Annotated in this window: 23 protein-coding genes and 1 pseudogene; 3 read left to right on the top strand and 21 right to left on the bottom strand. The window is 65.1% G+C overall.

Features of this window, described 5'->3' with window-relative positions; all coding sequences use genetic code 11:
* The 3 genes and pseudogenes from M3I53_RS12425 to M3I53_RS12415 all read left to right on the top strand — a co-directional run.
* Positions 1-237, top strand: a pseudogene (locus M3I53_RS12425) (DDE transposase); the annotation flags it as partial.
* Positions 238-468: 231 nt separating this feature from the next.
* A complete protein-coding gene (locus tag M3I53_RS12420; RefSeq protein WP_028206671.1) occupies positions 469-678 on the top strand; it encodes a CsbD family protein in 210 nt (69 codons plus the stop codon).
* A 333-nt stretch (positions 679-1011) separates the two neighbouring features.
* Positions 1012-2397 carry a sigma-54 dependent transcriptional regulator gene (locus M3I53_RS12415; protein ID WP_254316202.1) on the top strand — a complete coding sequence of 462 codons (1386 nt, stop codon included), beginning with the start codon at positions 1012-1014 and terminating at the stop codon, positions 2395-2397.
* Between the two features lie 89 nt (positions 2398-2486).
* Here the strand turns inward: M3I53_RS12415 and nagZ are convergent, their stop codons facing one another.
* From nagZ to rpmF, 21 genes are all read right to left on the bottom strand, one after another.
* Entirely contained in the window at positions 2487-3527 is a 1041-nt protein-coding gene (nagZ, locus tag M3I53_RS12410) for a beta-N-acetylhexosaminidase (RefSeq protein WP_254316201.1), read from the bottom strand.
* A gap of 44 nt (positions 3528-3571) precedes the next feature.
* A complete protein-coding gene (gene acpS, locus M3I53_RS12405; protein WP_254316200.1) occupies positions 3572-3970 on the bottom strand; it encodes a holo-ACP synthase in 399 nt (132 codons plus the stop codon).
* A gap of 55 nt (positions 3971-4025) precedes the next feature.
* Positions 4026-4790, bottom strand: coding sequence for a pyridoxine 5'-phosphate synthase (gene pdxJ / locus M3I53_RS12400; protein ID WP_254316199.1), 765 nt, complete (start codon positions 4788-4790; stop codon positions 4026-4028).
* Positions 4787-5800 carry a DNA repair protein RecO gene (gene recO, locus M3I53_RS12395; protein ID WP_254316198.1) on the bottom strand — a complete coding sequence of 338 codons (1014 nt, stop codon included), beginning with the start codon at positions 5798-5800 and terminating at the stop codon, positions 4787-4789. The genes pdxJ and recO overlap by 4 nt, the downstream gene beginning before the upstream one ends.
* 18 nt (positions 5801-5818) lie before the next feature.
* Complete coding sequence (gene era, locus M3I53_RS12390) at positions 5819-6724, bottom strand: GTPase Era (protein ID WP_254316197.1); 906 nt, start codon at positions 6722-6724, stop codon at positions 5819-5821.
* Between the two features lie 54 nt (positions 6725-6778).
* Positions 6779-7948 carry a ribonuclease III gene (gene rnc / locus M3I53_RS12385; protein WP_254316196.1) on the bottom strand — a complete coding sequence of 390 codons (1170 nt, stop codon included), beginning with the start codon at positions 7946-7948 and terminating at the stop codon, positions 6779-6781.
* Between the two features lie 220 nt (positions 7949-8168).
* Positions 8169-9065: a signal peptidase I gene (gene lepB, locus M3I53_RS12380; RefSeq protein ID WP_254316195.1), complete on the bottom strand. Its 897-nt coding sequence runs from the start codon at positions 9063-9065 to the stop codon at positions 8169-8171.
* 33 nt (positions 9066-9098) lie between these two features.
* A complete protein-coding gene (lepA, locus tag M3I53_RS12375; RefSeq protein WP_254316194.1) occupies positions 9099-10892 on the bottom strand; it encodes a translation elongation factor 4 in 1794 nt (597 codons plus the stop codon).
* A gap of 175 nt (positions 10893-11067) precedes the next feature.
* Positions 11068-11403, bottom strand: a complete 336-nt coding sequence (locus M3I53_RS12370; RefSeq protein ID WP_254316193.1) for a glutaredoxin family protein — start codon at positions 11401-11403, stop codon at positions 11068-11070.
* Positions 11404-11408: 5 nt separating this feature from the next.
* Positions 11409-12926, bottom strand: coding sequence for a DegQ family serine endoprotease (locus M3I53_RS12365; protein WP_254316192.1), 1518 nt, complete (start codon positions 12924-12926; stop codon positions 11409-11411).
* A 25-nt stretch (positions 12927-12951) separates the two neighbouring features.
* Positions 12952-14013 carry a MucB/RseB C-terminal domain-containing protein gene (locus M3I53_RS12360; protein ID WP_254316222.1) on the bottom strand — a complete coding sequence of 354 codons (1062 nt, stop codon included), beginning with the start codon at positions 14011-14013 and terminating at the stop codon, positions 12952-12954.
* A 5-nt stretch (positions 14014-14018) separates the two neighbouring features.
* Positions 14019-14660, bottom strand: coding sequence for a sigma-E factor negative regulatory protein (locus tag M3I53_RS12355; protein ID WP_254316191.1), 642 nt, complete (start codon positions 14658-14660; stop codon positions 14019-14021).
* Positions 14661-14747: 87 nt separating this feature from the next.
* Positions 14748-15347, bottom strand: coding sequence for an RNA polymerase sigma factor RpoE (rpoE, locus tag M3I53_RS12350; RefSeq protein ID WP_027795258.1), 600 nt, complete (start codon positions 15345-15347; stop codon positions 14748-14750).
* 112 nt (positions 15348-15459) lie between these two features.
* Positions 15460-15957 (bottom strand): protein YgfX, encoded by a 498-nt coding sequence (locus M3I53_RS12345; RefSeq protein ID WP_254316190.1) that lies wholly within the window; start codon positions 15955-15957, stop codon positions 15460-15462.
* Positions 15954-17195 carry a beta-ketoacyl-ACP synthase II gene (fabF, locus tag M3I53_RS12340; RefSeq protein ID WP_254316189.1) on the bottom strand — a complete coding sequence of 414 codons (1242 nt, stop codon included), beginning with the start codon at positions 17193-17195 and terminating at the stop codon, positions 15954-15956. Before fabF ends, M3I53_RS12345 begins: the two co-directional genes overlap by 4 nt.
* A gap of 191 nt (positions 17196-17386) precedes the next feature.
* A complete protein-coding gene (acpP, locus tag M3I53_RS12335; RefSeq protein WP_004197638.1) occupies positions 17387-17626 on the bottom strand; it encodes an acyl carrier protein in 240 nt (79 codons plus the stop codon).
* A 167-nt stretch (positions 17627-17793) separates the two neighbouring features.
* Positions 17794-18543 carry a 3-oxoacyl-ACP reductase FabG gene (fabG, locus tag M3I53_RS12330; RefSeq protein ID WP_254316188.1) on the bottom strand — a complete coding sequence of 250 codons (750 nt, stop codon included), beginning with the start codon at positions 18541-18543 and terminating at the stop codon, positions 17794-17796.
* Between the two features lie 34 nt (positions 18544-18577).
* On the bottom strand, positions 18578-19516 hold the full coding sequence (gene fabD, locus M3I53_RS12325; RefSeq protein ID WP_254316187.1) for an ACP S-malonyltransferase: 939 nt from the start codon (positions 19514-19516) through the stop codon (positions 18578-18580).
* Positions 19517-19640: 124 nt separating this feature from the next.
* Positions 19641-20630: a beta-ketoacyl-ACP synthase III gene (locus tag M3I53_RS12320; RefSeq protein WP_254316186.1), complete on the bottom strand. Its 990-nt coding sequence runs from the start codon at positions 20628-20630 to the stop codon at positions 19641-19643.
* Positions 20630-21769 (bottom strand): phosphate acyltransferase PlsX, encoded by a 1140-nt coding sequence (plsX, locus tag M3I53_RS12315; RefSeq protein WP_254316185.1) that lies wholly within the window; start codon positions 21767-21769, stop codon positions 20630-20632. Before plsX ends, M3I53_RS12320 begins: the two co-directional genes overlap by 1 nt.
* Before the next feature lie 135 nt (positions 21770-21904).
* A complete protein-coding gene (gene rpmF / locus M3I53_RS12310; protein WP_018441573.1) occupies positions 21905-22084 on the bottom strand; it encodes a 50S ribosomal protein L32 in 180 nt (59 codons plus the stop codon).
* Positions 22085-22215 lie beyond the last annotated feature (131 nt).

Here is a 22215-nt window from a genome sequence, read left to right as displayed (position 1 = left end):
GTGAAGTGCGAGCCGACCGAGATCAGCTTCGTGCGCGCCTTCCACGTCATCCAGTACGAATTGCACTGGGCCGCCGTCACCCGTGCGCAAGGCAAACTCCCAGCCCTGCTGCAACGTCTGCGCCAGCGCCTCGTTGCACTCCTCAAAGAAGAACGGCCCGGTCGAAAATTCGAGCGGGCCGTGAAGGCTGTACCGAAACGTTATGCCGTCCGCGTCCTTAAAAAGGACCTTAACTGAACGGCATTACCCCTCGGGGCGCTTTTTCTTTTTTTGCCGAACGTGTATGTTTGAGAGTGCCAGGAAAAGCTTACCGGTTATGCGAAACGAATTGCATGGTTGCCGTCTTTAGAGGTCAAGCGGCGAGCAAGCGCGGCGCAGGCCGGTCAAAGTGACATTCGCGGCACGGTTTCTGCTATGGGGTGATAGGGCATGCGTTCCATACTCTTTCCCCTTATCAGGAGAAACACAATGAATAACGACATTGCCGAAGGCAAGTGGAAGCAGTTGATCGGCAAGGCCAAAGCGGCATGGGGCGAGTTGACGGACGACGAACTCGCAAAAGCCGAAGGCCGTGCGGATCGGCTCGCCGGGCTAATCCAGGAACGTTACGGCAAGACGCGTGACGAGGCAGAACTGGAAGTGCGCCGCTGGTTCGACGCGCACCGGCCACGCGACTGACGCACCGTCCACGGCATGGCCGGTACGGGCGTCGCCATTTGCAGGCAAAGAGGGGGTTGCACGCATGCCAAAGCGCTTTGCGCTTCGGGCTTGCGCTGCCGCTCGGCCGCCGGCGGTTTACTGCCCGGCTATGCCGTCGCGCCCCTGCTCTGGCGCAGCACAACTGGGAGGACCGGACCTGAACACCTGCCACGAGACATCCCCGTGATCTCGGTGAAATCTTTCGCATCGTGCCGCGCTCCCGCGCGCCGCGCGGCTGCCTGCCGGGGCGCGTGCGCGACCCCGCGCGCGCAGTGCCGGCGCGCCTGCGCTCATCCGTAAGCCGCTACTGCCATGCCCCACGCCCTGATTGTCGAAGACGATCCCAATAGCCTGTCAGGTCTCTCTGCGATCCTGTCGGCCGACGGGTTCTCCGTCGACACCGCTGCCACCCTCGCCGAAGCGCGCGCTGCCCTTGCGCGCTTCATCCCCGACGTCGTACTCGTCGACCTGAACCTGCCCGACGGCGGCGGCCTCGAGTTGCTGCCGCATTTGCCCGCGCAGCCGCCAGGCGGCGCGCTGCCTGTGATCGTGATGACCGGCAATGCCACGGTCGAAAGCGCGATCGAAGGCCTGCGCCACGGCATCTGGGACTATTTGCTCAAGCCCGTCAACATTCCGCGCCTGCGCAGCCTGCTCGCGCGCATTCCGCGTCCCTACGAGTTGACCGAGGAAGTCCGCGCGCTGCGCGCCACACTGCGCAAGATGGGCCACTTCGGGCCGATGCTCGGGCGCAGTAGCGCGATCCAGCATGTCTACGACACCCTCGAACAGTTCGCGCCCACCGAAGCAGCGCTACTCGTACACGGCGAAGCCGGCACGGGCAAGGAAGTCGCCGCGCGCACGCTGCACCAGCTGAGCCGCCGACGCAAGGGGCCGTTCATCGTGTGCGACGCGCGTTCGCTCGTGGCAGAGGCGGCCGCGGGCCGGCCACTGGCGAGCGTGCTGTTCGGGCACGAACGCGGTGCGTTCACCGGCGCGGAACAGCGCGAGCCGGGTCTCGTCGATCAGGCGAGCGGCGGCACGCTCTTCATCGACGAACTCACCGACCTGCCGCGCGAGCAGCAGCAAACGCTGCTGCGCGCGCTCGATTCGCAGACCTTCATGCGGGTGGGCGGCAACAGCGAGGTGGGCACCGATTTCCGCCTGATCGCGGCGACCCGAGCAAACCCGCGCGAAGCCGTCCAGCAGGGTGCACTGCACGACGATCTGTGGCTGCGCCTCGATGCCGCGGCGATCCAGTTGCCGCCGCTGCGAGAGCGCGACGACGACGCCGCCCTGCTCGCGCTCGCCTGCATCGACGAACTCAATCAGGAGGCCCAGGCGCACGGTCTGGCCGGCGCGACGCGGCTCGTTGCGCCTTCGTTCATCCGCGAGTGTCTCGCGTATGACTGGCCCGGCAACGTCCGCGAACTGCACGAACGCGTGAGGCGTGCGTGGCACGCCTCGGGCGAGGTGCTGGAAACGCTGCAGGCCGAGGAGAGCAGCGGCGCGGGCTCGCGCGAGATGAACGGCGGCCGCGTGCAGGTCACCGTGGGCACGCCGCTCGCCGACGTGGAGGAAATGCTGATCCGCGCGACGCTCGACGCCGTGGGCGGCACGCGGCACCGCGCCGCGTCGCTGCTCGGCATCAGCCCCAAGACGCTCTACAACAAGCTCCAGCGCATGCGGCTGAACTGAATCGGCAAAACGCACGCACGTTGTAAAAAGGCTGCCCTTCGTTTCCGAGGACAGCCTTTTTTCATTCCACCGATGCGGCAATCAAAGCGTCAGGGCAGTACGCTGCGCAGCAATGCCTGCGCTTCGATGTAGCCCGGGTCCGCCACCATCCTGTCCCAGCGCTGCGCCTTGCCGCGCGCGCGCATGCGCTTGATGCGCAGCCCCGAAGCTTTGGCGGCGCGGCGCGGCTCCGTGGTGCGCAACGCGTCGAGGACCTTTTCGGCCTCGTGCGGCTGGTTGCAGATCAGCACCATGTCGCAGCCCGCTTCGAGCGCGGCGCGCGCGCCCTCGGTGAGCGTACCTCCCTGGCGCGCGGCCTCCATCGAGAGGTCGTCGCTGAAAATCGCGCCCGTAAAGCGCAGCCGCTTGCGCAAAACTTCCTCGACCCAGATGCGCGAAAAGCCTGCGGGCTTCGCATCGACTTTCGGATAAATAACGTGCCCCGGCATCACGGCCGTGAGCGACAGACCGAGCCAGTCGTAAGGCTGCGCGTCCTCGCCGAGGATCGCTTCGAGCGGACGCTCGTCGACGGGCACCGCGACGTGCGAGTCCGCCGTCGCGAAGCCATGACCCGGGAAATGCTTGCCGCAATTGGCCATGCCCGCAAGCGATAGCCCGTGGTTGAGACTCTTGGCGAGCAGCGTGACGACGCGCGGATCGCGATGGAAGGCGCGATCGCCTACCACCTTCGACTGGCCATAGCCGAGATCGAGCACCGGCGTGAACGAGAGATCGATGCCGCACGCGCGCAGCTCGCTCGCGAGGATATAGCCCACTGCCGTCGCGAGCTTGGTGGCGAGCAGCACATCCTTGTCCCACAACGCGCCGAGGCGCCCCATGGCCGGCAGCACCGTGAAACCGTCGGTGCGAAAGCGCTGCACGCGGCCGCCTTCATGGTCGACGGCGATCAGCAGGTCCTCGCGCACCGAGCGGATGGCGTCGGTCAGCGCGACAAGCTGCGCACGGTTCTCGTAGTGGCGCGCGAACAGGATCACGCCGCCGGTCATCGGGTGCGCGAGGCGGCGTACGTCGTCGTCGTTCAGCGTGGTGCCGACCACGTCGAGCATGACTGGCCCGGGATTATTCTTCATCGATGAGTTTTGCGTAGATGCCGCGCAACGCGCGGCGAAAGATATCAGCCGTTGACTTCCGCAACCACGAACGACACCGCGTAGTCATGCTCGTCGGTGATGCTCACGCGCGCCGAGATACCGCGTTCGTCGAGCCACTGCGCGAGTTCGCCCGAAGCGACGATCACCGGGCGGCCGCCCGGCTCGTTGAGGGTCTGCATGGCGCGCCAGGTCATCGGCATGCGCATGCCGAGGCCGATCGCTTTGGAGAACGCCTCTTTCGCGGAGAACCGCGTGCACAGATACGCGAGGCCCCGCGCCGCCGAGCGCGCCTTGCGCGCCTCGTAGACGGCGAGTTCGTCCGCGCCGAGTACGCGCGGCGCGAAGCGCCCGTGGGTGCGCTCCATGACCGCCGCCACGCGGCTCACCTGGATGATGTCGGTGCCGATACCGTAGATCGCCATGAGACTCCCGTCGATGAATGTCGATTGTGCGCGGCGCGATGGCGCGGGGCAGCAGTCAGCCGCGCGTGCCGAGGCGCGCCGCAACCATGATCGCCTTCATTTCGCGCACGGCGTTTTCCCAGCCCGCGAAGACTGCTTGCGCAACGATGGCGTGGCCGATGTTCAGCTCGACGATGCCGTCGATGGCCGCGATCTGCTGCACGTTCGTGTAGTGCAGACCGTGGCCGGCGTTCACCTTCAGTCCGAGGCTGTTGCCGCAATTCACGCCGGTGACCACGCGCTCGTATTCGCGTTCCTGCTCGCCGGCGTCGTGCGCCTCGGCATAGCGGCCCGTATGCAGCTCGATCACGGGCGCGCCCGTTTCCTGCGCCGCGCGGATCTGCGTTTCGTCCGGGTCGATGAAAAGCGAAACGCGGCAGCCCGCATCGGCAAGTTGACGGCAGGCGGCGGCGACGGCATCGAAGTGGCCCGCGACGTCGAGGCCGCCTTCGGTCGTCAGCTCCGCGCGCTTTTCGGGCACGAGGCAAACGTCGTGCGGTTTGATCTCGCACGCGATGTCGAGCATCTCGGCCGTTACCGCGCATTCGAGGTTCATGCGCGTTTTCAGTTGCGGACGCAGCGCGCGCACGTCGGCGTCGACGATATGACGGCGATCCTCGCGCAGATGCAGCGTGATCGCGTCCGCGCCCGCCTCTTCGGCGAGGAGCGCCGCGCGGATCGGATCGGGATAAGCGGTGCCGCGCGCGTTGCGCAGCGTGGCGACGTGGTCGATGTTCACACCGAGGTCGATCACGTTGGGCGAAGTGAGAAAGAAGCTCATAGGTTCTGCAAGTCGATCAGAATCTGGCGCGTCGCGAGCGGCGTGCCGCCAAGGTACGTGTTCAGCAGGAAGCGCATGAGCGCCTTGCTCTGCGCAACCGTCTGGGGTCGATGGTAATCGTCCTCTTCCATGTCGAGCAACGTTTGACCCGAAAGCCGGGGCCATTGAGAAGGCCATTCATCCGATGCTTCGCGCACGCCGCGTTCCGGATCGAACAGGTAGCGCCCATCGGCCACCACGCTCTTGCGGTTCACGGTGCGATTCAGTGCGAGCGCGTAACCCGCCTCGCGCAGCAGCACGCGCTCGAACGAGCGCAGCACCTGCACGGGCGGCTCGTCGTGCGCGAGGCGCGTGAGCGTCACGACATAGTGGCGAAAGAGTTCGGGATGCGGGTCCTCGCGCGCGATGAACTTCACGAGCAGCTCGTTCACGTAGAAGCCGCACAGCAGCGCGTCGCCGGTCAGCGGCAACATGCCGCCGACCCACTCGGCGCCGGTGAGCGTGCGCACCTCGCCCTTGCCGGTCCACGAAAGCGCGAGCGGCTGGAAGGTTTGCAGCACGCCGCGCAACGCCGAATGCGGCCGCTTCGCGCCCTTCGCGACGAGCGCCACGCGGCCGTGATCGCGCGAGAGCACATCGATGATGAGGCTCGTCTCGCGGTACGGATAGCTGTGCAGCACGAAAGCCGGCTGCTCGGCGATGCGGTAATCGGGGGTCGTGCTGCGCGAAGCGCGGGGCAATTGCGAGCGCGCGGTAGTCTTGCGGCCGTTGCGCGGTTCGGCGCGGCCTTCGAGCGTGGCGTCGGCGCCTTCGGTCATCGCGTTGCGCGTGGCGGCGCCTTTCGTCACCTTCGTGCTGCGCGTGCTCGTCGTGCCTTGGGTGCCTTTCGCAGGCGAGCGCCGCGCGCCGCGGGAATCGGGCGCTTCGCCCGGTGCGAATGCCTCGTCGGCCTGCCCGTCTTCGTGCGCGGGCCGGTCGTCGTGCAGGGTTCCGGCTGCGCCGTCACTCATACGCGGTGCCCGTCGTGCTTACTCGTAACCGTAGGCGCGCAGCCCGGCTTCGTTGTCGGCCCAGCCGCTCTTCACCTTCACGAAGGTTTCGAGATACACGGGGCCATCGAACAGCTTCTCCATGTCGAGTCGCGCGTCGGTGCTGATCTGCTTGAGCTTCGCCCCCTTCTGGCCGATCACCATCGCCTTCTGCGTGTCGCGCTCGACGAGGATCGTCGCGAAGACGCGGCGCAGCCGGCCTTCCTGCTCGAACTTGTCGATCAGCACTGTGCTCGTGTACGGGAGTTCGTCGCCGGTCCAGCGGAACACTTTCTCGCGCAGGATTTCGGCTGCGAGGAAGCGCTCGCTGCGATCGGTGAGGTCGTCTTCGCCGTAGATCGGCTCCCCTTCCGGCAGATACGGCTTGAGCGTCGCAAGCAGGCGCTTGATGTCGTCCGGGTTATTTGCCGAAAGCGGCACGATCTCGCGGAACTCGCGCAGACCCTGCACCTGCTGGATGAACGGATACAGCGTGGCCTTGTCGTTCACGCGGTCGATCTTGTTGGCGATCAGGATCGTGGGCGCGCTCGGGGGAATCAGGTCGAGCACTTTCTGGTCGTCGGGACCGAACTTGCCGGCCTCGATCACGAACAGCACGGCATCGACCGAACTGAGCGTGGAGGTCACCGCGCGGTTCAGCGAGCGGTTGAGCGCCGTGCTGTGGCGCGTCTGGAAACCGGGCGTGTCGACGAAGATGTACTGCGCGTCGTCGATCGTGTTGATGCCGGTGATGCGATGGCGCGTAGTCTGCGCCTTGCGCGACGTGATGCTGATCTTCTGGCCGACCAGCGCGTTCATCAGCGTCGATTTGCCAACGTTCGGACGGCCGACGATCGCGACCATGCCGCAACGGAAACCGGCAGGAGTGGAGGTGGGAGCGTTCATGATCGGACCGGAATAGAAAAACGGGAGGCGCGCTTGCTGCGCGCCTCGGTGGAATCAGTGGCCGGCATCGGCCGCGCGCACGGGGATGGCCGTCGTGGCTTCCGCATGCGCCTCGGCATCGGTGGCGGTGCCGCCGGTCGTTGCGGTTTGCGCGCACTCGACGGTACGCAACGCCGGTTCGGCTTTCACCGCGGCCGAACGGTGGCCGAGGGAGCCGGCGCTCGGTACGGCGTCGAAACCCGTGGCCTTGTCGGCGGGCTTGTCGCTGGCCTTCTCTGCACCGCGTTCGGCCTTCTCCGCGGGCTTTTCAGCTGGTTTGTCCTTCTCCGCAGGCCGCTCCTGGACGTGCGCCGCGCGAATCACCGCGAGCGGCGCGCCTTCGGCTGCCGTGGTTTGCGCCGCACGTTCGGTACGCGCCGAGACACGCTCGCGGCGCTCCGGCGAGCGTAGATCGAGCGCGCCCTGCACGCCGGTCACGCCGGGGACGACCTCGGGTTCCGGTTTGGGCGCACGCGCGCCCTTGGAGCGGCGCGGCTTCGCAACCAGCGCGGGCGCCGCGGCCATGACCTCGTCGAGTGCCTTCTTCGCCGCGGCCTGCTCCGCCGCGCGACGGCTCGCGCCCGAACCCGACACCTTCACGTCGAGCTTCGGCACCGTGCATTCGACTTCGAATTGCTGATTGTGCGCCGCGCCATGCGTCGCGACGACCGTGTAAGTCGGCAGGGCAATCTTGTGACCCTGCAGGTACTCCTGCAGCAGCGTCTTGGCGTCCTTGCCGAGGGTGCGCGGATCGATGTGATCGAGGATCGGCACATAGAGGCGCTTGATGACCGTCTGAGCGGCATCGAAGCCGCCGTCGAGGAAAATCGCCCCGAAGATCGCCTCCAGCGCGTCGGCGAGAATCGACGGCCGGCGGAAGCCGCCGCTGCGCAACTCGCCTTCACCGAGCCGCAGGCCGTCGGCAATATTGAGGGCCTGAGCGATCTCGTAGAGCGACTGCTGCTTGACCAGGTTAGCGCGCACACGCGAGAGGTCGCCTTCGTCCAGCTTGCCAAAACGTTGGAACAATAGGGCAGCCACCGCGCAATTCAGAACCGAATCACCGAGGAATTCGAGGCGTTCGTTATGCGTGGCACTGTGACTGCGGTGGGTTAAAGCCTGGCGCAGCAATTCCGCATTGCGAAATTCGTAGCGCAAACGGCTTTCCAACGGAGATTGGGGCATGGGGAGAGTATAACGCGCCCGCCGCCCCCGGCGAAAACAGGGGGCGGCGGGCGAAAAACCGTGACGAAGCGACGTTACCGGGGATTCTTCAAGTAGCGCGCGAAGAGGCAATGCGCGTGATGCGAGTGAGACTCGTGCTCGCGCCTACGCTTCTTGTTGCTGCTTCGATGACTGCTTCGCGCGCGTGCTCGACGTGCATTGCATGTCGAGCAAACACGAATTACTCGAACGCACCGATGCGACGCAGGTTGCTGAAGTTCATCCAGATGAAGAACGCACGGCCCACGATGTTCGCGTCGGGCACGAAGCCCCAGTAGCGGCTGTCCGCGCTGTTGTCGCGGTTGTCGCCCATCATGAAGTAATGGCCCGCCGGCACCTTGCAGATCACGCCGCGCGCGTTGTACTGGCAGTTGTCGCGATACGGATAATCCTCTGCGCCCACGATGAACGGCGGCACCGCCGGGTTGTTGAGGATGTTGTTCTTGCGGCCGTTGCCGAGATCTTCGGTGAACTGCTTCGCATAGCCGATGCGCTCTTCGTCGAAGAAGTCGCCCTGCGGCACTTCCGGCACCGGCTTGCCGTTGATCGTGAGCTGCTTGTCCTGATACGAGACCACGTCGCCCGGCAGGCCGATCACGCGCTTGATGTAGTCGACCGACTCATCCTTCGGATAGCGGAACACGACCACGTCGCCGCGCTCGAGCGGCCGGCCCTGGGTGATTTTCGTGTTCGTGATTGGCAGACGGATGCCGTAGTCGAACTTGTTCACGAGGATGAAGTCGCCCACGAGCAGCGTGGGCACCATCGAACCCGACGGAATCTTGAACGGCTCGACGACGAACGAGCGTACGAGGAACACGATCAGGATGACGGGAAAGAAGCTCGCCGTATACTCGAGCCACCACGGCTGGCGCAGCTTGTCGTTGCGCAGGTTCTGACGCGTGACGGGCGCGTTTTCATCGGCGAAGCGCTCGCCCACACGTTCCTGCTGACGGTCGAACTCCGCGACCGCCGCATCGGCGGCGAGGCGACGTCGCGGCATGAACACCAGTTTGTCTGCAACCCACGCAACGCCCGTCAAGATGACGAGCACAAAGAGTATCAGCGCAAAATTCATGTAGAGATCCGTTGTCCGGCTTATTTGCGTTACTTATTTATCTTCGACACGAAGGATGGCCAGGAAGGCCTCTTGCGGAATCTCGACTGAGCCGACCTGCTTCATCCGCTTCTTGCCTTCCTTCTGCTTTTCGAGCAGCTTCTTTTTACGCGTGATGTCGCCGCCGTAGCACTTGGCCAGCACGTTCTTGCGCAGCGCCTTGATGTTCTCGCGCGCGATGATGTGCGCGCCGATCGCGGCCTGAATCGCCACGTCGTACATCTGGCGCGGAATGATCTCGCGCATCTTCGCCGCGACTTCGCGGCCGCGGTACTGCGACTGCGAACGGTGGACGATGATGGACAGCGCATCGACCTTGTCGCCGTTGATCAGCATGTCGACCTTCACGACGTCCGAAGTGCGGTACTCCTTGAACTCGTAGTCCATCGACGCATAACCGCGCGACACCGACTTCAGACGGTCGAAGAAGTCGAGCACGATTTCCGCCATCGGAATTTCGTACGTGAGCTGCACCTGGCGGCCGTGGTACTGCATGTTGATCTGGTTGCCGCGCTTGTTCGTACAGAGCGTGATGACCGAACCCACGTACTCTTGCGGCATGTACAGGTTCACGGTCACGATCGGCTCGCGGACCTCGGCGATCTTCGAGGGCTCCGGCATCTTCGCCGGGTTCTCAACCTTGATCGTGCTGCCGTCCGCCTGCACGACTTCGTACACCACGGTCGGCGCCGTGGTGATGAGGTCCATGTCGAACTCGCGTTCGAGACGCTCCTGCACGATTTCCATGTGCAGGAGGCCGAGGAAGCCGCAGCGGAAACCAAAGCCCAGGGCCTGCGAAACTTCGGGTTCGTATTGCAGCGAAGCGTCGTTGAGCTTGAGCTTTTCGAGCGATTCGCGCAGCGCGTCGTACTGGTTCGCCTCGACCGGATAGAGGCCCGCGAACACCTGCGGCTTCACTTCCTTGAAGCCCGGCAGCGGCTCGGCGGCTGGATTGGTCGCGTGCGTGACGGTGTCGCCCACCTTGGTCGCGGCGAGTTCCTTGATGCCGGCGATGATGAAGCCCACCTGCCCCGCCGAAAGCTCGTCGAGGTTGCGCGACTTGGGCGAAAACACGCCGACGTGCTCGACCGGATACTGCGCGCCGGTGGCCATCAGCTTGATCTTGTCCTTCGGACGCAGCGTACCGTTGACGATGCGCACGAGCATCACCACGCCCACGTAGTTGTCGAACCACGAGTCGATGATGAGCGCCTGCAGCGGCGCTTGCGGATCGCCCTCGGGCGGCGGCACCTTGACGATGAGCGCTTCGAGCACGTCTTCCACGCCGAGGCCAGTCTTCGCGCTACAGCGCGTGGCGTCGGTGGCGTCGATGCCGATCACGTCCTCGATCTCTTCGATGGCGTTTTCGGGGTTGGCGGCAGGCAGGTCGATCTTGTTGAGCACCGGCACGACTTCGACGCCGAGTTCGATCGCGGTGTAGCAGTTAGCCACCGTCTGCGCCTCGACGCCCTGGCTCGCATCCACCACGAGCAGCGCGCCCTCGCACGCAGAGAGCGAGCGGCTCACCTCGTAGGAGAAGTCGACGTGCCCCGGCGTGTCGATCAGGTTCAGGTTGTAGACCTTGCCGTCACGCGCCTTGTACGTGAGCGCAGCAGTCTGCGCCTTGATGGTGATGCCGCGCTCGCGCTCGAGATCCATCGAGTCGAGCACCTGCGATTCCATTTCGCGGTCGGACAAGCCGCCGCACAGCTGGATGATGCGATCGGCGAGCGTCGACTTGCCATGGTCGATGTGCGCAATGATCGAGAAGTTACGAATATGATCCATTCAGTACCGATCAAGCGAAAAAGGCGCGCCCCAACGATTGCGTGGCACGCCTCGTAAACAGATGAAAAACCGGACTATTTTAGCCGAAAAGGGGTCCCACGGGCGAACCATCCGGTGATGTAACGGATGTGTCATGGCGCGACGCAGATGTCCCGCGGCGTGCCGGCCATTAGTTTCACGCCCCGCCCGTCGGAGCCGGGGGTGCGCTCGGTGAGTCGGGGCCGAGGCCCAGCGTAGCGCGCACGCGCGCCTCGTCGAGACGGTAGTGACACAGCTCGATGCCGTCGCAAAGGAGCACCGGCACGAGTTCGTCGTAGCGCGCCTGCACCGCGGGGTCGGAATCGACATCGACGACATCGAGCCGCGCGCCGGCGGCTGCGGCCAGCGGCTCGAGCGCCACGCGCATGTCCTCGCACAGATGACACCACGCTCGCCCGTAGAGCACGAGGTGCGCGCTCGCCCGTTCGAGCGCGCCCGGCGCCGCCGACGAAGACCGCATAGGCGTGCGCATCGGTGTTACTTCTGCCCCGGCGCGCGCGGGCGCAGCGGCACGAACTGCGTGTTGTCGCCGCGACGCACGAGCACCGCGACCATCTTCTGCGGGTCGAGATGCGCGGTCACCTCCTGGAACTGCTTAGCGCTGGTGATATCCGTGTCGCCCACGCGCAGGATGATGTCGCCCTTCTGCAGGCCGGCGCGCTGTGCGGGGCCATCGACCGAGTCCACCATCGCGCCGCCCTTGACCTTGAGCTGAGCGAGCTGGTCGGCCGGGATATCGACCACCGCGATACCAAGCGCGTTCATCGCGCGCGGCTTGGGCTCGGGAGCCTTTTTCTGGTCGGCCTTCGCGCTCTTGTCGGTCTGCATCTCGGCGATCGTGATCGGCAGATCGCGCGTTGCGCCCTTGCGCCAGACCGTCACCGTCGCCTTGGTGCCCGGCTTCGTGTCGCCGACCATGCGCGGCAGGTCGGTCGCGGCGTCGACGGTAGCGCCGTTGAACTTCAGGATGATGTCGCCCGGCTGGATGCCCGCCTTGTCCGCCGGGCCGCCCGGCTCGACGCTGGAGACGAGCGCGCCTTGCGCCTTGGGCAGACCGAGCGAGTCGGCCACGTCCTTCGTCACCTCGCCGATGGCCACGGCAATGCGGCCACGCGTGACCTTGCCCGTCGACTTGAGCTGGTCCGCCACGCGCATCGCTTCGTCGATCGGAATCGCGAACGAGATGCCCATGAAGCCGCCGGTGCGGCTATAGATCTGCGAGTTGATGCCGATCACCTCGCCCTGCATGTTGATGAGCGGTCCGCCCGAGTTGCCGGGATTCACGGCCACGTCGGTCTGGATGAACGGCAAATAGTCGCCCGTGTCGCGCCCCTTCGCGCTCACGATGCCCGCCGTCACGGTGTTCTCGAGGCCAAACGGCGAACCGATCGCCACGACCCACTCGCCCACGCGCACCTTGTTCGAATCGCCCATCGTCACGGCCGGCAGGTTGGCGGCCTGGATCTTCACCACTGCGACGTCCGTGCGGTCGTCCACGCCGATCAGCTTCGCCTTGAATTCGCGCTTGTCGGTGAGCGTCACGTAGATGCTGTCCGCGTCGTCGACCACGTGCGCGTTGGTCATCACGTAGCCGTCGCTCGAGAGGATGAAACCCGAGCCGACGCCACTGTTCTGTTCGGTGTCGTTGCCGCTGTCCGTGCCGGAGTCCGAGCCGCCGCCCGGGCTTCCGCCCTGACTGCCCCCTTGGCCGCCGCCCTGCCCACCCTGCGGCCCTTGCGGGAGCGGGATGCCAAAGAAGCGGCGGAAGAATTCCGACATGTCTCCCTGATCCATGCCCGGCGGCAGGCCGCGCTGCGCTGAGGAGATGCGCGTCGTGGTGCGGATATTGACGACTGACGGCCCCACTTTGTCCACGAGGTCGGCGAAGTCGGGCAAGTTGGCAGCGGGCGCCGCCGATGCCACGTGCGGCGCGAACGGCAGGCACGCCGCCACGACCGCGGCCGCGAAGAATTTGCGCAGCGGGAGAATCGTCATATCGAAGTCAGCCGAAGGAAGGGAGTTACCTGGGAGCCTTGTATTCTATGGCAGACGCGAACTGCTGCAACGTGGTCTGGGGCACTTCGCCAAGCAACGTGATGAAGTAATCGCCATTGCGCTTCACGAGCACGTGGGTCGCGCCACTGCTGCCCGAGCCTTCCTTGCGACTGTTGTTCTTGACCGGTTCGATAAATACGGAAAGCGTGGACAGTCCGTCAGAGAATACCGCCTGATCGACCGGGATGGGCGGATTGCTCGCGTCGCGCGCCGCCATTGGCCGGCGCACTTCGCGAATCTTCTGGAACCCCGGCGCGGCCTGGCCAAACGACCAGCCCTGCGCCTCGATGTCGACCGGCTGAAGCGGCGGGCGCACCACGTTCCAGCCCTCGATATTGCGCATGCCGTTCACGATAGGCGTCTTGTCGACGGGACCGCCGATGCGCACCTGCGTGAACGCGAGCTGCTGGAGCACCTGGCCGTTCGACGGATCGAGCATCTGCGAGCGCAGCAGCAGACCGGTTTTCGCGTCCGCCCACAACTTGTAGGCGAAGCGGAAATTGTCCTTCGGGTCGAGCTGGATCACCTGGCTGTCGAGGCCGGCCACCCGGTCGTTGGCGAGCATCTTCGGCTCGTAGACGCCCAGCACCTGGTCACCGCTCGTGGAAAGCAGCGCCGGGAAAGCGTCCTTGTTCTGGCGCTTTTCGACGACGAGCAGCTTGCGCTCGGGCACGAAGGTAAAGAGATCGTCGTTGTGGCGCAGCATCGTGCGCGGCTTGCCGTCGAGGCTTTCGAGCTTTTCGAACTCGCCGTCCTGCTTCGAGGCGTAGTGCGTGATGCGCGAGGACTGCACGAACTCGCCGCGCTGGTAGACGAAGGTGCCTTCGTAACTTTGCTGCTGCGCGGCCTGCTGGATGCGGTCGAGCAACTGCGCCGCGCTTTGGCGCGTGGCGGCATCGGTCGCGGACGCGCCTTGCGCGTGGGCACGCGGGGCGACAGACAGAGCGGTGAACGTCACGGCTGCGCAGCAAAGGAATGCCGGCAGCCGCCCCCAGATTGTCTTTTTATTCAACCGCAATGTCTGCATCAAACTTATTGGCCTTGCGTGGTAAGAGCGGCTGAGCGGATGTACGGCATGGAATCCGATATGACCGGCTGCTGCGCGAACTGCTGGTGCGCCTGGAGATATTCGTCGAGCCGCGCGTCGCGGATGATGTTACCGTCCTGAGCGCCCGCGCCAGGCGCCGGCGTGGTGTTCATCGCCACGCGCTGCATGGCGTCGCCCTGCGACTGCACAGCGGCGATTTGCGGCGCGCCGGCCATGCCCACGCCGCGCATCTGCGGCATGACGATCCACGTGAGTGTGGCAGCCGCGGCGGCCACGGCCAGCGACGGCATCACGCGGCGGCGCAGCGCCAGAATGCGGCCCACGCGCTCATTGCGGCCAGCCTGCGCCGGCGGCAGCGCGGCCGGCGCGAGCAGATGCGGCTCCGCTTCGAAGCGCGCCGCGAAACCCGTCATGAAGGCGCGGCTCGCGACCTGACTAAGGGCCAGATCGTCGGAACGCAGCACGTCGCCGATCAGGTGGTACTCCGACCAGGCTGCGCGCCCTTCGCCGTCGAGTTCCAGAAAATTTCCGTTCAGATGCTCCTGCGCCGACGCTTCACCGTCGACGAAGGCGGACAGACGCTCGCCGCGCGAGCTTGATACCGATTGCATCGAGACCGAACCCATGATGCTCCCCATTCCCTAACAGACGTCCCTGTGACACCAACTCATTCTGGTGAATCGCGTCGCCGCCCGGGGCGAAGCTGGTTCTTCTTACCAGCGCTTGCCTTCCGGAGTGTCCAGCAGCGGACGCAATTTTGCCGCAATGGCTTCCCGAGCGCGGAAAATTCTCGATCTGACGGTGCCAATCGGGCACCCCATCATCTCGGCGATTTCTTCGTAGCTTAGGCCTTCTATTTCCCGAAGCGTAATGGCGGTGCGCAACTCTTCCGGTAAAACCGCCATCGCAGCATTGACCGTCTGTGCGATCTGCTTGCTCATCAACATCGACTCGGGCGTATTGATATCCCTTAGTTGATCGGCGTCCGAGAAAGTTTCCGCTTCTTCAGCATCTGCCTCGGTAGAAGTCGGCGCGCGTCTTCCCTGCGTCGCAAGGTAGTTCTTCGCCGTATTGACAGCAATCCGGTACAACCACGTATAGAAAGCCGATTCACCACGAAACTGCGGGAGTGCGCGGTAAGCCTTGATAAAGGCGTCCTGGGCCACGTCCTCGACCTCGGCGGGGTCCCGCACGAGGCGCGAGATCAGCCGGATGATCTTGCGGTGGTATTTCGAGACCAGGAGCTCAAACGCGGCCTTGTCGCCTTTTTGCACGCGCTCGACCAGAACCTGATCAATTTCTTTTTCGCTCACCTGAAAAATCCGTTAGCACATGAAGTAGACGTGGGGGCACCATTGTAGCGTCCTCGCCACGGTCTCACGTTACGCGAGTAACAGCGGTTACAAGCTTTACAGCGAAGGAGGCTCAGCGACCGGCCGCGCTGCGCGCGCGCACGGCGAGTGTGCGGAAGGCTTCTGCCGGAGTGGCGTCGGCGGCGACGAGAATCGTCGTGCGGCGTGCGCCCTGCTCCACGACGAGCGCGAGCAGCCATGCGCCCCATTGCGACGCGCCGGCAAGCCGCCCGGCCGCGAGGCAGGCGCCATCGCGCTTCCACGCCGCCATAAAATCTGACCCGATTTCCAGGAAGGCCGGTTGCTTGCGTCGCCACGCCGCAGCCGCGAGGCCGCCGGTCGCGAGGAACGCCAGCGTGACCGGCAAGGCTTGCCAGGCGCCGAACCAGGGGACGAGCGTCGTGTAGACGGCGGTCGCAGCCACGCCCAAACCCGCGGCAACGAGCAGTTGCAGCGCAAGCGATGGACGCAGGGAAAGAAGCGGCGCGCCCGCGCGCCGCGAGGGGAAAGCAGGAGGAACGCGGCCGGCCGAAGCATTCGGCGCGGCCGCTGTCTCGTCGTGCGGGATCAAGCGTAACGCTTGAAGACGAGCGTGCCGTTGGTGCCGCCGAACCCGAACGAGTTCTTCAGCGCGACGTCGATCTTCATGTCCCGCGCGGTGTTCGCGCAGTAATCCAGGTCGCATGCCGGATCCTGGTTGAAGATGTTGATCGTCGGCGGCGACACCTGGTTGTGCACGGCCAGCACCGTGAACACCGACTCGAGGCCGCCCGCGCCACCCAGCAGGTGGCCCGTCATCGACTTGGTCGAGTTCACGACGATGTCCTTCGCGTGGTCGCCAAAAGCGCGCTTGATCGCCGTGGTTTCCGCGAGGTCGCCGAGCGGCGTGGACGTGCCGTGCGCGCTCAGCCAGTTCACTTCGCTGGTGTTGACGCCCGCGTTCTTCATCGCGGCGATCATGCAGCGGCGCGCACCGTCGCCGTCTTCCAGCGGCGCGGTCATGTGATACGCATCGCCGCTCATGCCGTAGCCGCCGATTTCCGCATAGATCTTCGCGCCGCGCGCCTTCGCGTGTTCGTACTCTTCGAGCACCATCACGCCCGCGCCTTCGCCGAGCACGAAGCCGTCACGGTCCTTGTCCCACGGACGGCTGGCCGTCGCCGGATCGTCGTTGCGCTGCGAGAGCGCGCGCGCCGCCGCGAAGCCGCCGATGCCGAGCGGCGAGACGGTCGATTCCGCGCCGCCCGCGATCATCACGTCGCAATCGCCGTATTCGATCAGACGCGACGCTTCGCCGATGCAGTGCAGGCCGGTCGTGCAGGCCGTGACCATCGCCAGATTCGGGCCCTTGAGGCCGTACTTGATCGACAGATGGCCCGAGATCATGTTGATGATCGAGGCCGGCACGAAGAACGGTGAGATGCGGCGCGGCCCGCGGTTGAGCAGTTCGGTTTGCGTGACTTCGATCATCGGCAGGCCGCCGATACCCGAGCCGACGTTCACGCCGATCCGCTCCGCGTTCGCTTCGGTGACTTCGAGACCGCTGTCCTGGATCGCCTGCATGCCCGCCGCGATGCCGTAATGGATGAAGGTATCCATATGGCGCGCTTCTTTCGCCGGCATGTACTCTTCGACGTTGAAGCCCTTCACTTCGCCGGCAAAGCGGGTCGAGAAGTTCGTCGCGTCGAACTTCGTGATGTTGGCGATGCCGGACTTTCCGGCGACCAGATTGGCCCAGCCGTCGGCAACATTATTGCCAACAGGCGAAATCAGCCCCAGGCCTGTAACAACAACTCGACGACGGCTCACGGTAACCCCTTATCCATAGATGACAAAAACAAAAGCCACAGAGGCCACAGGAAATGCTCCTGTGAGCCCTGTGGCTAGTTGACCGGCAGATGCCCCGCAGCGAGTGCGGCAGGCGTATGCGGTTTCACGGGCGAGCGTCCTCGCGGGCCGCCAGCGCACTGCGTTGCGCGGCCCAGGCGGGATTCTGGCGCTTAGGCCTTGACGTTCGCGCGAGCGTAGTCGATCGCTTGCTGAACCGTCGTGATCTTCTCGGCTTCCTCGTCCGGGATTTCCATGCCGAACTCGTCTTCGAGAGCCATGACCAGTTCGACGGTGTCGAGCGAGTCGGCGCCCAGATCGTTCACGAACGAAGCTTCGTTCTTGATTTCAGCTTCGGCGACGCCCAGTTGCTCGGCGACGATCTTCTTGACGCGCTGTTCGATGTTGTCCATTACCCCTCCAAGGGAAAAAAGTTAGCTCATGAATGCGAGTGCGCGCATTTTATCAGGTTTGACCTGGCTGAAAAGCGGCGCTCAAGGTTCCGGAAGGCTATCCGCGACGGCGCTTGCGCAATGTTTTGCATCAAGCGCATCAAGGCGCGGATAGTACCTGAATCCGGTTAAGACATATACATGCCGCCGTTCACGTGCAACGTCGTGCCCGTGATGTAGGCCGCCTGCGGCGACGCGAGGAACGCGACCGCATGCGCGATGTCGTCCGGGCTGCCGAGACGCCCCAGCGGAATCTGCTGCTTGAGCGCGGCTTGCTGCTCCGCGGGCAGGTCCTTCGTCATGTCGGTGTCGATGAAACCGGGCGCGACGCAGTTCACGGTGATGCCGCGGCTGCCGATCTCGCGTGCGAGTGCGCGCGTCATGCCCGCCACGCCGGCCTTGGCGGCGGCGTAGTTGGCCTGGCCAGGGTTGCCCGACGAGCCCACCACCGAGGTGATGTTGATGATTCGGCCCGTGCGCGCCTTCATCATCGGGCGCAGCACGGCGCGCGAGAGGCGGAACACCGACTTCAGGTTGGTGTCGATGACCGAATCCCATTCGTCGTCCTTCATGCGCATCGCCAGGTTGTCCTGCGTGATGCCCGCATTATTGACGAGGATCGCAAGACCGCCGAATTCCTTGACCGTTGCGTCGATCAGCGCTTCCGCCGCAGCGGCGTCGTTCACGTTGAGCACCGCGCCGCGGCCCTTGAGGCCCGCTTCTTCGAAGGCGGCCGAGATGGCCTGCGCGCCGGCTTCGCTCGTTGCCGTGCCGATCACCGTCGCGCCCTGGCGCGCCAGTTCCAGCGCGATCGCGCGGCCGATGCCGCGCGTGGCGCCGGTGACGATCGCGGCTTGATTGTCGAGAGTCTTTTCCATCGTTTGAATCCGTTAGCGGTGGTGGCGTATTCGCTCAGGCCTTCAGAAGCGCGAGCGCTTCGTCGAGCGACTTCGGATCGAGCACCGAGGCCCCGACCAGGTCGCCGTCGATACGCCTGGTGAGGCCCGCAAGCACCTTGCCCGGACCGCATTCGACCACGTGCGTCGCGCCGTGCGCCGCGATGGCCTGCACGCATTCGACCCAGCGCACGGCGCCCGCGGCCTGGCGCACGAGCGCGTCGCGGATCTTCGCGGGGTCGGTTTCGAAAGCCACGTCGACGTTGTTCACCACGGGAATCTGCGGCGCGTTCAGCGTGACGTTCGCGAGATGCTCGCGCAGCTGATCCGAGGCAGGCTTGAGCAGCGACGAGTGGAACGGCGCCGAAACCGGCAGCGGCAGCGCGCGCTTGGCGCCCTTCGCCTTGGCGATTTCGCAGGCCTTTTCGACCGCGCCCTTGTGGCCCGCGATCACGACTTGCGCCGGCGCGTTGAAGTTCACGGCTTCGACCACGCCACCGCTCGCGGCTGCGGCTTCCGTGCAGACTGCGCGCACGGTGTCGTCGTCGAGACCGAGCACGGCAGCCATGCCGCCCTCGCCCACCGGCACTGCGCTTTGCATCGCCTGCGCGCGAAAGCGCACGAGCGGCACGGCGTCGCGGAATGCGAGCACGCCGGCGGCGACGAGCGCCGTGTATTCGCCGAGGCTGTGGCCCGCGACGATGGCAGCCTGGGGACCGCCCGCCTGCTGCCACGCGCGATAAACGGCGTAGGCGGCGGTAAGCATGACCGGCTGCGTGTTGGTGGTGAGATTGAGTTCTTCGGCGGGGCCTTCGGCGATCAGTTTGCCGAGGTCCTGGCCCAGCGCGTCGGACGCTTCTTGCAGCGTCTCGCGCACGATGGCGTTATCGGCAAAGGCGTCGAGCATGCCGACGGCCTGCGAGCCTTGTCCGGGAAAAACGAACGCGAATTTCATAACGTCCCCAAATTCGATCAATACGGGTGGGCAATGCGCTCGGATGAACCGCCGCCGGCCGCGCGCGACATGCACGTCGTGCGCCAGAACCGGCTGCGGGAGCGCGAGAGCCCGCTCAGGATGCTTAGAAGCGGATGACCGAGGCGCCCCAGGTGAAGCCGCCGCCGACGCCTTCTATCAGCACGTTCTGGCCGCGCTTGATGCGGCCGTCGCGCACCGCGACGTCGAAGGCGAGCGGAATCGAGGCCGCCGAGGTGTTGCCATGCTCGCCCACCGTCACCACCATGCGCTCCGCGGGCAGGCCGAGCTTGCGGCAGGTGCCCTGCATGATGCGGATGTTGGCCTGGTGCGGGATCAGCCAGTCGACCTGGTCGGCGGAGAGCTGCGCCTTGTCGAGCGCCTCGATCGCGACCTTTTCGAGCACGTTCACGGCCAGCTTGAACACAGCCTGGCCATCCATGTGCAGGAACGCGTTGCCTGCGATCACGCCCCCGTGCACGTTGCCCGGCGTGCACAGGATGTGCGCGTAGCTGCCGTCCGCGTGCAGCGCGCTCGCAAGCACGCCCGGTTCGCTCGACGCCTGCAGGATGATTGCGCCTGCGCCGTCGCCGAACAGCACGCAGGTGGTGCGATCGTTGAAATCGAGAATACGCGAGAAGGTTTCCGCGCCGACCACGAGCGCCGTGCGATGCTGGCCGCTGCGGATCAGGCTGTCGGCCACCGAAACGGCGTACGCGAAGCCCGAGCACACGGCCTGCACGTCGAACGCCGCGCCGTGATTGCGGATGCCGAGCTTGTTCTGCAGGAGGCAGGCCGTGCTCGGAAAGACGAAATCGGGCGTGGAAGTGGCGACGATGATGAGGTCGATCGACTGAGGATCGACGTCGGCGGCCGCGATCGCGCGCTGCGACGCCGCAAGCGCGAGATCGCTCGTCGTGACGTCGGCCGCGGCGAAGTGGCGCGCGTGAATGCCCGTGCGGGCCACGATCCACTCGTCGCTTGTCTCGACGCCTTTCGCGGCGAGCCGTTCGGCCAGTTCCTGGTTGGTGACGCGATCAGGCGGAAGGTAGCTGCCCGTGCCGATCACGCGGGAGTAGAGAGTCGATTGAGCCATTATGCCTTCGAGGATGATGCGGCGCCGGGCGGTACCTCGCCCGCTGCCTGGCTGGGCGCACTGTTAGCCTGCCCCGCCTGCGCGGCTTGCACGTTCTGGGCGCCGCCGGGCTCGTCTGCCGCCTGTTCGAGCGAACCGGCGTTTTCTTCCATGGCGTGCGCGAGGCGCTCCAGCACGCCATTTTTGACGGCATCATACCCTCGATTGATCGCACACTCAAACGCGTAGGCATCGGCCGAGCCGTGGCTCTTGATGACGAGGCTCTTCAAGCCGAGCAGCGCCGCGCCGTTGTACTGGCGATGGTCGACGCGCTTCTTGAAGCGCATGAGCACCGGCAGCGCGGCAATCGCCATGAGCCTGGTGAGCCACGAGCGGCCGAACTCTTCCTTGATCATGTCGTTGAGCATCTGCGCGAGGCCCTCCGACGTCTTGAGCGCGACATTCCCAACGAAACCGTCACAGACGATGACGTCGACGGTGCCCTTGTAAATGTCGTTGCCTTCGACGTTGCCGCGGAAGTTCAGCGTGCTCGCGCGCAGAAGCTCGCCCGCGCGCTTGATGGTGTCGTTGCCCTTGATGACTTCTTCGCCGATATTCAGGAGCCCGATGGTTGGGCGATCCTTGCCCTCGAGCGCGGCGACGAGCGCGTGCCCCATCTCCGCGAACTGCAGCAGGTGCTGCGGTTCGCAGTCGACGTTTGCGCCGAGGTCGAGCATCGTCGTGTAGCCGCGCGGGTTCGGCAGCGCAAAGGCGATGGCCGGGCGTTCGATGCCCGGCAACGTCTTGAGCACATAGCGCGACACGGCCATCAGCGCGCCGGTGTTGCCGGCCGAGATGCAGGCTTGCGCCTCGCCCTCTTTCACGCGATTGAGCGCGACGCGCATCGACGAATCTTTTTTCTTGCGCAGGGCGACTTCGACCGGATCGTCCATTTCGACGACCTCGGTGGCGGGCACGACGGTAAGCGCGGGATGGTCCAACGCCTTCAGCTTCTTCAACTGGGCGCGAACCGCCGACTCGACGCCCGCGAGCATGAGATGCGCGTCGGGGTGCGAGCGGACGAAATGGACTGCGGCAGGCACCGTCACAGACGGGCCGTGGTCGCCTCCCATGCAATCTATCGTGAGCGTAACAGTCATGGAATGCGACGGATTTCAGGCACAAAAAAGCGGCAGTTGAATGCCGCCTTTTTTGCCGAGCCGAAATATGGTCAAGCGAACGGAATCGTCAGATGCGGCGCCAGATGTCAAACACTGCGCCGCACGCTGAAACGATTAGTCGTTCTTGGTCTTGACGACTTTCTTGCCGCGGTAGTAGCCGTTCGGGCTGATGTGGTGACGCAGATGCACTTCACCCGTGCTCGGCTCGACGGCCAGCGGCGCGCCCGTGAGGAAATCGTGCGAGCGGTGCATACCGCGCTTCGACGGCGACTTCTTGTTTTGTTGAACTGCCATGATAACTCCTGAAAATTTTCCGAATTCTAACACAGCCCTATCCGGCCGCCGCCACCCTTGGGGGATGGCCGGACTCCGGGCTCAGGCCCACGCGTCTGGTACTGCCTGCCCCGCACAGCCGCCCAAGGCTG

The sequence above is a fragment of the Paraburkholderia sp. CNPSo 3272 genome (assembly GCF_024206495.1).
Lineage (GTDB): Bacteria > Pseudomonadota > Gammaproteobacteria > Burkholderiales > Burkholderiaceae > Paraburkholderia.
The sequence above is the reverse complement of the archived record's forward strand: the minus strand, read 5'-3'. Positions and strand labels throughout refer to the sequence as shown.

Coding starts and splice junctions, on each gene's coding strand:
- M3I53_RS12320 (WP_254316186.1), bottom strand. CDS start 20,630: ATGGCTCAATCGACTCTCTACTCCCGCGTGATCGGCACGGGCAGCTAC.
- M3I53_RS12365 (WP_254316192.1), bottom strand. CDS start 12,926: ATGACGATTCTCCCGCTGCGCAAATTCTTCGCGGCCGCGGTCGTGGCG.
- lepB (WP_254316195.1), bottom strand. CDS start 9,065: ATGAATTTTGCGCTGATACTCTTTGTGCTCGTCATCTTGACGGGCGTT.
- fabD (WP_254316187.1), bottom strand. CDS start 19,516: ATGAAATTCGCGTTCGTTTTTCCCGGACAAGGCTCGCAGGCCGTCGGC.
- acpS (WP_254316200.1), bottom strand. CDS start 3,970: ATGGCGATCTACGGTATCGGCACCGACATCATCCAGGTGAGCCGCGTG.
- acpP (WP_004197638.1), bottom strand. CDS start 17,626: ATGGACAACATCGAACAGCGCGTCAAGAAGATCGTCGCCGAGCAACTG.
- recO (WP_254316198.1), bottom strand. CDS start 5,800: ATGAGTGACGGCGCAGCCGGAACCCTGCACGACGACCGGCCCGCGCAC.
- lepA (WP_254316194.1), bottom strand. CDS start 10,892: ATGGATCATATTCGTAACTTCTCGATCATTGCGCACATCGACCATGGC.
- plsX (WP_254316185.1), bottom strand. CDS start 21,769: ATGACTGTTACGCTCACGATAGATTGCATGGGAGGCGACCACGGCCCG.
- nagZ (WP_254316201.1), bottom strand. CDS start 3,527: ATGAAGAATAATCCCGGGCCAGTCATGCTCGACGTGGTCGGCACCACG.
- rpmF (WP_018441573.1), bottom strand. CDS start 22,084: ATGGCAGTTCAACAAAACAAGAAGTCGCCGTCGAAGCGCGGTATGCAC.
- era (WP_254316197.1), bottom strand. CDS start 6,724: ATGAACGCTCCCACCTCCACTCCTGCCGGTTTCCGTTGCGGCATGGTC.
- M3I53_RS12360 (WP_254316222.1), bottom strand. CDS start 14,013: ATGCAGACATTGCGGTTGAATAAAAAGACAATCTGGGGGCGGCTGCCG.
- M3I53_RS12355 (WP_254316191.1), bottom strand. CDS start 14,660: ATGGGTTCGGTCTCGATGCAATCGGTATCAAGCTCGCGCGGCGAGCGT.
- fabG (WP_254316188.1), bottom strand. CDS start 18,543: ATGGAAAAGACTCTCGACAATCAAGCCGCGATCGTCACCGGCGCCACG.
- M3I53_RS12415 (WP_254316202.1), top strand. CDS start 1,012: ATGCCCCACGCCCTGATTGTCGAAGACGATCCCAATAGCCTGTCAGGT.
- M3I53_RS12420 (WP_028206671.1), top strand. CDS start 469: ATGAATAACGACATTGCCGAAGGCAAGTGGAAGCAGTTGATCGGCAAG.
- pdxJ (WP_254316199.1), bottom strand. CDS start 4,790: ATGAGCTTCTTTCTCACTTCGCCCAACGTGATCGACCTCGGTGTGAAC.
- rnc (WP_254316196.1), bottom strand. CDS start 7,948: ATGCCCCAATCTCCGTTGGAAAGCCGTTTGCGCTACGAATTTCGCAAT.
- M3I53_RS12370 (WP_254316193.1), bottom strand. CDS start 11,403: ATGCGCACGCCTATGCGGTCTTCGTCGGCGGCGCCGGGCGCGCTCGAA.